The 9,519-nt window shown below is 38.5% G+C and carries 8 protein-coding genes; 6 read left to right on the forward strand and 2 right to left on the reverse strand.

Annotated features, from left to right (window positions below):
* Nucleotides 1-32 precede the first annotated feature (32 nt).
* Nucleotides 33-1,457, reverse strand: a complete 1,425-nt coding sequence (locus tag IMO47_RS19085) for a GntP family permease (protein WP_151751593.1) — start codon at nt 1,455-1,457, stop codon at nt 33-35.
* 604 nt (nt 1,458-2,061) lie between these two features.
* Between IMO47_RS19085 and IMO47_RS19090 the strand changes: the two genes are divergently transcribed.
* From IMO47_RS19090 to IMO47_RS19100, 3 genes are all read left to right on the forward strand, one after another.
* A complete protein-coding gene (locus IMO47_RS19090; protein ID WP_196074869.1) occupies nt 2,062-2,943 on the forward strand; it encodes a LysR family transcriptional regulator in 882 nt (293 codons plus the stop codon).
* 141 nt (nt 2,944-3,084) lie between these two features.
* A complete protein-coding gene (locus IMO47_RS19095) occupies nt 3,085-3,786 on the forward strand; it encodes a CoA transferase subunit A (RefSeq protein ID WP_196074870.1) in 702 nt (233 codons plus the stop codon).
* 2 nt (nt 3,787-3,788) lie between these two features.
* The gene (locus IMO47_RS19100; protein ID WP_196074871.1) at nt 3,789-4,436 is read left to right on the forward strand and encodes a 3-oxoacid CoA-transferase subunit B; all 648 of its coding nucleotides are present in this window, start codon (nt 3,789-3,791) and stop codon (nt 4,434-4,436) included.
* A 94-nt stretch (nt 4,437-4,530) separates the two neighbouring features.
* Here the strand turns inward: IMO47_RS19100 and IMO47_RS19105 are convergent, their stop codons facing one another.
* Nucleotides 4,531-5,154 carry a glutathione S-transferase gene (locus tag IMO47_RS19105; protein ID WP_196074872.1) on the reverse strand — a complete coding sequence of 208 codons (624 nt, stop codon included), beginning with the start codon at nt 5,152-5,154 and terminating at the stop codon, nt 4,531-4,533.
* A gap of 395 nt (nt 5,155-5,549) precedes the next feature.
* Between IMO47_RS19105 and IMO47_RS19110 the strand changes: the two genes are divergently transcribed.
* The 3 genes from IMO47_RS19110 to IMO47_RS19120 all read left to right on the forward strand — a co-directional run bounded on the left by IMO47_RS19110 (nt 5,550) and on the right by IMO47_RS19120 (nt 9,204).
* A complete protein-coding gene (locus tag IMO47_RS19110; protein WP_196074873.1) occupies nt 5,550-6,815 on the forward strand; it encodes a mechanosensitive ion channel domain-containing protein in 1,266 nt (421 codons plus the stop codon).
* A 488-nt stretch (nt 6,816-7,303) separates the two neighbouring features.
* The gene (locus IMO47_RS19115; RefSeq protein ID WP_196074874.1) at nt 7,304-7,837 is read left to right on the forward strand and encodes an Rrf2 family transcriptional regulator; all 534 of its coding nucleotides are present in this window, start codon (nt 7,304-7,306) and stop codon (nt 7,835-7,837) included.
* A 158-nt stretch (nt 7,838-7,995) separates the two neighbouring features.
* A complete protein-coding gene (locus tag IMO47_RS19120) occupies nt 7,996-9,204 on the forward strand; it encodes an FAD-dependent oxidoreductase (RefSeq protein WP_196074875.1) in 1,209 nt (402 codons plus the stop codon).
* Nucleotides 9,205-9,519: the final 315 nt, after the last annotated feature.

Below are 9,519 nucleotides of genomic sequence, written 5' to 3' on the forward strand. Positions count from 1 at the left end.
TTGACTCCCTGTGTTGCTTCTTCAATATAAGCTTAGACAATACCAAACCATGTAAATGCTGCAATCGCAACAAACACGGCAATCGTTTTAATGATCGTAATGGCAAAAATATCTTTATACGATTGTTTATGGGTAAGTCCTGTTACGGCAAGTAAAGTAATGACTGCACCATTATGCGGTAAGGTGTCCATACCTCCTGATGCCATGGCAACAATACGATGCATCACTTCGGCAGGAATTCCCATTGCAGCAATAGCAGCATTGTATTGATCGGCCATCGCACTTAACGCAATACTCATCCCACCCGAAGCAGAACCAGTAATCCCTGCTAAAACAGTGGTGGTCACTGCACCATTCACCAATGGATTGGAAAAAGTATGTCCCAAAGCATGACTAATAACTGCAAAACCAGGCAATGCCGCAATGATGGCACCGAAACCGTACTCAGACGCGGTGTTCATGACCGCAAGTAAAGAACCACCGATACTTGCATTTACGCCTTCTTTAAAACTTGTGGAGACACGGCGGTAATCAAACATGATGGCGGTAATAATACCTACAATTAATGCCAAACCGACCGCCCAAATTGCTGATGTTTTAGCAACATCCACCGTATAGTTTGCAAGTCCAATCGCATTAAAATCAAAGCCGTTCGGATACCATTGTTTAATCGCAGTGGATAAATATTTATTCATCACCGCCACTAAAATCAATGGAACAAATGCCATGAATTGGCGTAGTCCAGAACCGTTATCCTGTTGTTGAGACTGACTTTCGAATTGTTGTAGTTCGGCTTCTGTCAGCGTGATACCCGAAGTAAATCCATCACCATTGCGAGCAGCAACACGACGACGCCACTCCAAATAACTTAAACCGACACCCAAAACAAAAATTGCCCCAATAATTCCTAAAAAAGGTGCGGCATAAATATTGGTTCCGAAAAAAGTAGTCGGAATCACATTTTGAATCTGGGGTGTACCTGGTAAAGCATCCATGGTAAACGAGAAAGCACCCAGTGCAATTGTGCCTGGAATCAACCGTTTTGGAATATTGGCTTGTCTAAACAATTGGTTTGCAAATGGATAGACTGCAAAAACCACCACAAACAAACTCACTCCACTATAGGTGAGAATCGCGCCCAAAAGCACAACTGTCAGCATGGCATTTTTAGAGCCGATCAGTTGGACAATGGTTTTTGCAATTGATTCTGCAATACCGGACATTTCAACCACTTTACCGAAAATTGCCCCAAGTAAAAAAACCAGGAAATAATCTTTAATAAAGCCCACCATTTTTGGCATGAATACACCAGAATAAAATGGCAGAACATTGGCTGGATTGATCAGTAAGACGGCGAATAAGGCACAAATCGGTGCCATGAGAATCACAGAAAATCCTCTGTAGGCGGTATACATCAACAGCCCCAGAGAAAGCAAAATTATACCCAGTTCCCACATATTTTTTACTCCGTCCTTAAAGCATATATGTCTAAATCCACCTTGTTTTATTTCAAATCATCACAAGGCAATCCCATTGATTGATATGAATGGGTCATTCAATAAATAAAATGGATGCTTAGAAAAATTAATTTTCGTCAATATATTGAGCTTTTATAAATCGTCCAGATTTATAAATTGGAATATCCATGTCCAAATTATCGATAAAACTATAATCCAAATTTTTAGGGATATTATTTGAAAATATTTATCAGTTAATATGAAAAGCTCATGAATTGGAGCAGATTTATATTGCCGTTTGTTCAATCGGTGCTGAAATAAAAAACAAACTGATGATTTTCAAGATCATTCAACAAAAACCGTCCATTGATTCTTTTAAAAACTTCGGATTAAATTTATTCATTCGTACACAGTCAATATTGATTCACCAGAAAACTTAGATTAACCCATTAAAAAAATTAAACTTTTCTTAAGTTTGTACTATTCCATTGAAATTGGCTTATTGACTAAACCCATTATTATTTAAGCATCTAAATCATTCGCTATACGATCAAAGATCCTTGGTTTAGCGTATCATAGGGTTAAAGATCAATGAGGTAGACTTATGACACTCAAACAATTAAAAGCATTTTTGGTTCTTGCTCGCACATTAAACTATGCCAATGCTGCCAATGAGCTTTGTTTGAGTCAATCAGCTTTAAGTTTGAGTATCAAAAGCTTAGAAGATGAACTCGGTGGCAAGCTCTTTAAACGTAATACCCGACGTGTCGATCTTACTGCGGAAGGAAATGCTTTAATTCCATTTGCCAGAAAGCTTTTAGCCAATTGGGAAGATATGGAAAGAGATGTCAAACAACGTTTTAAACTGCATCGAGGAACACTCAATATCGCCTCCATGCCCTTTGCAACACATGCTATTTTACCTGCGGTACTGAATGAATTTAACAAGCATCATCCCAATATCAATTTTTCAATCCATGATATTCCCAATGAAAAAATCATCGAAAAAGTACAAGAAGGTATTTTTGAACTCGGTATTTGCTTTGAACCTCAACACAATGATCAATTAGTGTTTAAACCATTTTTCAATGAAGATTTTTTGGCATTGCTTCCGAAAGATCATGTACTGGCAAAGCATAAAGCAGTGACATGGCATGAGTTATGTTCTTATCCCTTTATCACCTTACAGAAACCGTCAATCATTCGACATGTGGTCGAAGAAAAATGTGCCCAGAATGATTTAATTCTGGATTTAAAAATTGAGTGCCATCAAATCAGTTCACTTTCCCATTTTGTGGCTTTTGGGATGGGTGTCAGTGCAATTCCACGGCACTTTCAAAATTATATTGATAAAGAAAATAATCTGTTGATTGAAATTGAAGATAGTGAAGTCAGTCTTCCTGTCGGGGTGATTTATAAAAAAGACTTTGAACTCTCCAATATCTCCTCCCAGTTTATCGACACCTTGTTGACCTATCCGTTTTAAACCTTTTTCTCCAGAACCGTACTCAGTGTTCCTAAAGCAAAATTAATGAGTTTTTCTCATTGAACATTTGAAAGAATCAATTTCTAAAATTATTTACGGAGTGCTAATAATAAAAGTTCTAAAGGACATAGAGTTAAAACGATGAACAAAGTTGTCGCGAGTGCACATGAAGCTTTAGCGGATGTGGTTGCAAACAACCAGATTTTTGCTGTAGGCGGATTTGGATTATGTGGAATTCCAGAAGCATTGATTGATGCTTTAAAAGAAACTGGTGTAACAGGGCTAACCTGTATTTCAAACAATGCTGGCGTCGATGATTTTGGTCTGGGTAAACTGTTGCAAACCAAACAAATCAAAAAAATGATTTCATCCTATGTTGGTGAAAACAAAGAATTTGAACGTCAATATTTAAATGGTGAACTTGAAGTTGAACTGACGCCTCAAGGAACATTGGCGGAAAAACTCCGTGCCGGTGGTGCAGGTATTCCTGCCTTTTTTACCCAGACAGGTGTGGGTACACTGGTTGCAGAAGGAAAAGAAACCCGTAATTTTTCGGGTAAAGACTATATCCTTGAACATGCATTGGTAGCAGATATTGCCTTGGTAAAAGCCTACAAAGCAGATAAAGCCGGCAATCTTATTTTCCGTAAAACAGCCCGTAACTTTAATCCGGAATGCGCTATGGCTGGCAAATTGACCATTGTCGAAGTTGAGGAAATTGTTGAAATCGGTGAGCTAGAACCTGATTCAATTCATCTTCCTGGCATCTATGTCAATCGTATCGTCTTGAATGCACAACCTGAAAAACGAATTGAACAATTGACATTGAAAACGGAGGCTTAATCATGGCTTGGACGCGTAATGAAATGGCTGAGCGTGCTGCTCAAGAACTAGAAGATGGTTTTTATGTCAACTTAGGTATCGGCTTACCGACACTGGTTGCAAATTATATACCTGAGCATATTGATGTCTGGCTTCAATCTGAAAATGGTTTATTGGGAATAGATGAATTTCCAACTGAAGAAACAGTAGATGCAGATTTAATCAATGCAGGCAAACAAACGGTCACTGCACGTAAAGGAGCTGCATTTTTTTCCAGTGCAGAATCTTTTGCCATGATTCGGGGCGGTAAAGTGAATATCGCTATTTTAGGTTCGATGGAAGTCTCTGAAAAAGGTGATTTAGCTAACTGGATGATCCCAGGCAAAAAAGTCAAAGGGATGGGAGGTGCCATGGATTTGGTTGCAGGTGTTCAAAAAGTCGTTGTGTTGATGGAACACTGTGCCAAAGATGGCAGTCCTAAAATTGTCCCAGAATGTTCACTCCCCCTTACAGGCAGATTGGTTGTCAATCGCATTATCACTGATCTTGGCGTTATGGATATAACGCCGCAAGGGGTCAAATTGATTGAACTGGCAAAAGATGTCAGCCTAGAGCAGATCCAGTCAGCAACAGGTGTAACCTTGATCACAAACGGGCTTCAAGCTTCTTGATTAAGCAATACCAAAGAGCTGAAATTATTTTTCAGCTCTTTCACTTTTGTTTCAATCCAATTCAATCACGGCATAATTCAAATCTGCACGCCACCTAGTTTTGACCATTATTGCCCCATCTCATATACGCCTCACGTTGACTTAAACGTTGATAATAAGTTTTGACATTGGGAAAATCTATTTTTTCAAATGGTGTTAAATACCAACGTTGTACAGACAACCCAATCACTATATCCGCCAAAGAAAATTTTTCTCCTGCGACATAAGCTCCCGTTTTTTCTAATTGTTGATCGAGGATATGCATATGTTTGGTCCAAGCCTGAATACTTTGTTCAACATATTCTAAGTCTTGGTGTTTGGGTGAATGACGAACCAAATGCATTAAGGCGTAAGTCCAACTATTGTTCAATTCAATGCCTTGCCAGTCAATCCATTGATCCACTTCAGCACGTTGCCTGGCATCTAGAGGATAGAGATGTTGACCACCATATTGATTGGCTAAATATCGAATAATCGTGTTGGATTGCCACAACACAAAATCATCATCAATCAGTACGGGTATCGTGGCATTGGGATTTAATTTTAAAAATTCCGATGTTTGAGGAGATTGAAAGCCACGACCCCAATCTTCGCGTTCATAAGCAATATTGAGTTCGTCACACAACCACAATAATTTTCTAACATTGATTGAATCAGTTCTTCCAAGAATTTTGATCACAGACCATCTCCTATCCAATGCAAACAATATAACTGAAAATAACGGGAAGCATCTGTATTGAAGATAACATCATAAAAATATGATTGAAAAAAATCGTGATTTAAGACTTTAAAAAACGCAAAAATAGGAGCAATTCAATCTTCTTACTGTCATATGAGAATTAAAAAAATTGCAATATATAAAGACCTATAGAACACAACTGATCAGAAAATCATCTAGACACTCAAATTAAAGTGTAAACTTACAGATATAATCAGTGGGTAATCGATACTAAATCATATGATCATTCAATTGAGTAAATAAATGATGCCCAAATGTAGCTAAAAAGTATTTTTATCCAATATTGTCATTCACAAACAATACAATGACCTATCCGAGATTTTGAGGTTGTACTTTTGGATAAATTTGCCCTTTTAAAAAATATTCAGGAATGGTCTGATCAGTATCCATGGTTAGAAATGCTGACATCATTATCTATTCTGCTGCTTTTCGCATTTTTAGCAAATTTTATTGCAAAACAGGTCGTTGTTCGTGGGATACGTAAACTTATTTCCAAAATGAAGTTTGCTTATAGTGAAATTTTCTCTGAGCACAGTGTTATCCGAAGAGTGGCGAACATTGTTCCAGCGATTGTTATTTTAAATGGGATCAACACAGTTCCTCATTTGTCTATAAAAGTAGTCAGTCTGGTTCAAATGGCTGCACAAGCCTTTATCTTTCTGACCATTGCTCTTGCGATCAGTGAGCTGCTCAATGTTTTCAACCTGTTCTATCAACGTAATCCAAAGTCACTGAACAAGCCTATTAAAGGTTATCTTCAACTGGTCAAGCTGATCGTATTTATTGTTTGTGGCTTATTGGTATTGGGTACATTCCTGAAGAAAGATGTGTTTACTCTGCTAGCAGGATTTGGTGCCATGGCAGCAGTATTGTTATTGGTTTTCCAAAATACCATTCTTTCTCTGGTCGCATCTGTACAGATTTCTTCTTATGATATGGTCCGTATTGGCGATTGGATTGAAATGCCGTCATTGAATGCAGATGGTGATGTCATTGATATGTCACTACATACCATTACTGTACAAAATTTTGACAAGACCTTTACCACAATTCCAACCAATAAATTGGTGACCGATACCTTTAGAAACTGGCGTGGCATGAAGCTATTAGGTGCAAGACGTATCAAACGCTCCATTTTTATTGATCAAACCAGTATTCACTTCATTACTCAGGAAGAACAACAGAAATTAAAAGAATTCCTATTACTGGATCAGTATCTGGACAATAAGCAGTCTGAACTTGAGAGTTTTAATCAGCAGTTTGAAAATCAGTCTGTCTATAATCAGCGACGTCTGACCAATATTGGGACCTTCCGAGCATATGTTGAATTTTATCTAAAACAACATTCAGGTATTGCAAAAAACCAATCGCTCATCATTCGCCAGTTACAGCCCACCAGTGAAGGCATACCTCTCGAAATCTACGCATTTGCCAATACGACGGTATGGAATGATTATGAGGCAATTCAATCTGATATTTTTGATCACCTGATGGCAATTATCCCTGAATTTGGATTGAAAATTTATCAGGCACCTTCTGGTTCTGATTTACGTTCATTATCCCCCCATTCATCCAACCATACATCTGAACGCTTATCATGATGAGGTGTTGGTCAGGAGCAGCTCTGTTCCTGACCAGCGATATAAAGCGTCACTTATCATGCATAACATTCAGCATATTCTATAAAAGATGGATCAATATTTTCACTCTGACCGCTGTTTCATACAAAATCATTTCCAATCTATTGTCCTCCTCTATAGAGGATTCAACACGATTTGAAATACACACCACACTCCAATGCATCCGCTGAAAGTCTGATGTTGATTTATTCTTGATGGTCAGCTGTTTTTATTTAACGTCCCAATACGTGCAAGTCACTGTTAAAAGGCACCCTTCAATCTATTTCGGAACAGCCACTCGAAATTTATATATCAAATCATTTTAAAAGAAAAATGATCTCAGCATTCAAAAGCATAGTTTATAAAATTTCTAGCGCCCCTAAAACACAGATAAAATTAGTCGTAGTTTATATTGACAAAAAACTAGGACAAAGTTAATCTGTGTTTAATCAATAAGTGCATGCGAATATATGGCCTATATTACATCTAGCGTCGAATACGCCCTTCACTGTCTTATGTTTCTTGTGAACAATGAGCAAAAGGCTTTGAGCAGTCGTGATCTTGCTGAACTGCAAGGTATTTCATCCAGTTTTCTTGCAAAGATTTTTCCTAAGCTTGAAAAAGCAGGGATTGTTGTCGCACAAGAAGGCATTCGTGGGGGATATTTGCTTGCTCGCCCCGCTGAGGAAATTAGTTTTTTGGATGTGGTTCAAGCAATTGAAGGTGAAAAACCACTTTTTGACTGCCAAAACATCCGTGAAAAATGTACGGTTTTTGACAATAATCCACCGCCTTGGGCAACTGATGGCGTATGTGCGATACATGCGGTCATGCAACAAGCTGAGAAAGCCATGCGTAGTGCTTTAGCTTCACATACGCTTTTGGATATCGCTGAACGCTTTAGTCGAAAAGCGCCTCAAACTTTTTTCAGTGATGTAAATGGATGGATCAATCATCGTATGCAAGAAAGAACAACGAAGATGCGAAAAGCCAAGTCTTCCTAAGAAAACACATCACGTTTTTTAAAAGGTTTTAATCTTCCGTTTCTGGATCAGTAAACGCTTTATAAACCATGCTCTCTACTTTGATCAGGCCAGAGAGAGCTTTCACTCACCCAAAATTCAAGATGCTTAAAAAACAATCTATTTAAAAGGAAATCCCAATGAATAAACGTATCATTGTTGCAGGTTCAGGTTTTGCAGGTTTATGGGCGGTCATATCTGCTCAAAGAGCAATTGCCTTGGCAAATCAAGAACAGAATATTGAGGTGATCATGATATCACCAACCCCCAACCTCACGATTCGCCCTCGTCTCTACGAACAATCTCTGGAAAATATGAATCCTGATATTTCTGCTTTGCTTGATGCAGTCGGAGCAACATACATCTCAGGGATCGTAGAAAATATAGATGAGAATGCCCAATCCATAACAATAAAGAAATCAAACAACCAGCAAGAAATTCTGAACTATGATCGATTCATTTTAGCTACAGGGAGTCGTGCGTTCATACCGCCAATCTCTGGACTTGCAGAATATGCATTTAGCGTGAGTGACTTGGCGGATGCTGAAAAATTGGATCAACATCTGAATGATCTAGTGAATCAGCCCTATAGCAAAGCGCGAAATACAGTAATTGTCGTGGGTGGAGGTCTCACCGGTCTAGAAACAGTGACTGAAATTCCAGAACGCTTAAGAAAGATTCTAGGTACAGAGCAAGAGTTACGTATCATTCTTGTTGACACTTCACCTGAAATTGCAATTGCGATGGGTCATGAAGCCGCAACGGTAATTCAGAGCGCTTTAATTGAATTGGCTGTTGAAAGCATAGCGGATACAAGAGTGTTGTCACTCAATGGCAATGGCGTAACATTGTCCAATGGCGAAACCATTGAGAGCAATACAATCATTTGGACAGCAGGTATGCGTGCCAATCCATTGACTGCACAAATTTCAGGTGAAAAAGATAATTTAGGTCGAATCCTTGGTGATTCTTTCCTACATGCCCCATCTTCCAAAAATATATTTGTCACAGGCGATACCGTAAAAGTTGCGACGGATGATGTTGGTCACTTCAATGTGATGTCTTGCCAACATGCAATGAGTCTCGGTCGCGTTGCTGGACATAATGCAGCAGCAGAATTAGTCAGTCTCCCATTGCATCCTTATAGCCAGCCTAAATATGTCACATGTTTGGATTTAGGCGCATGGGGAGCTTTATATACTGAAGGTTGGGATAGAAAAGTATGTGTAACCCGTGCGGAAGGTAAAAAGATTAAGCAGGAAATTAACACGATTTGGATTTATCCACCTGCACCAGACCGTGATGCAGCTTTTGCTGTTGCCAATCCAGATTTTGTGATTGTTCCTTAGGAACAAGGGTTACTCCGTGAAAATCAAATCGTGAAGGATTTTTTCTTTTCCAATTAGTTTGATCAAATCTCTATAAAAACTAATCGATTATTTTTATCTGATTCTTTGAATCAGATAAGCGATAGACAAAAAAAAGCCCTTGCAATCACAAGGGCTTTCTTAGATATTTGGCGGAAGCGGTGACAGTCAAATTAAAAAACATGAATTGTATTAGTTCAGTTCTGATCAGACATTGATCTTGAAAAAGAGAAAGTTACCCATTTTGATAAAGGTTATGACTAAAATCAGTCCATTCATGTTGCAATATCTCACCAG

This window comes from Acinetobacter sp. Res13-Abat-PEC15-P4-01 (assembly GCF_015676285.1).
Taxonomy (GTDB): Bacteria; Pseudomonadota; Gammaproteobacteria; order Pseudomonadales; family Moraxellaceae; genus Acinetobacter; species Acinetobacter nematophilus.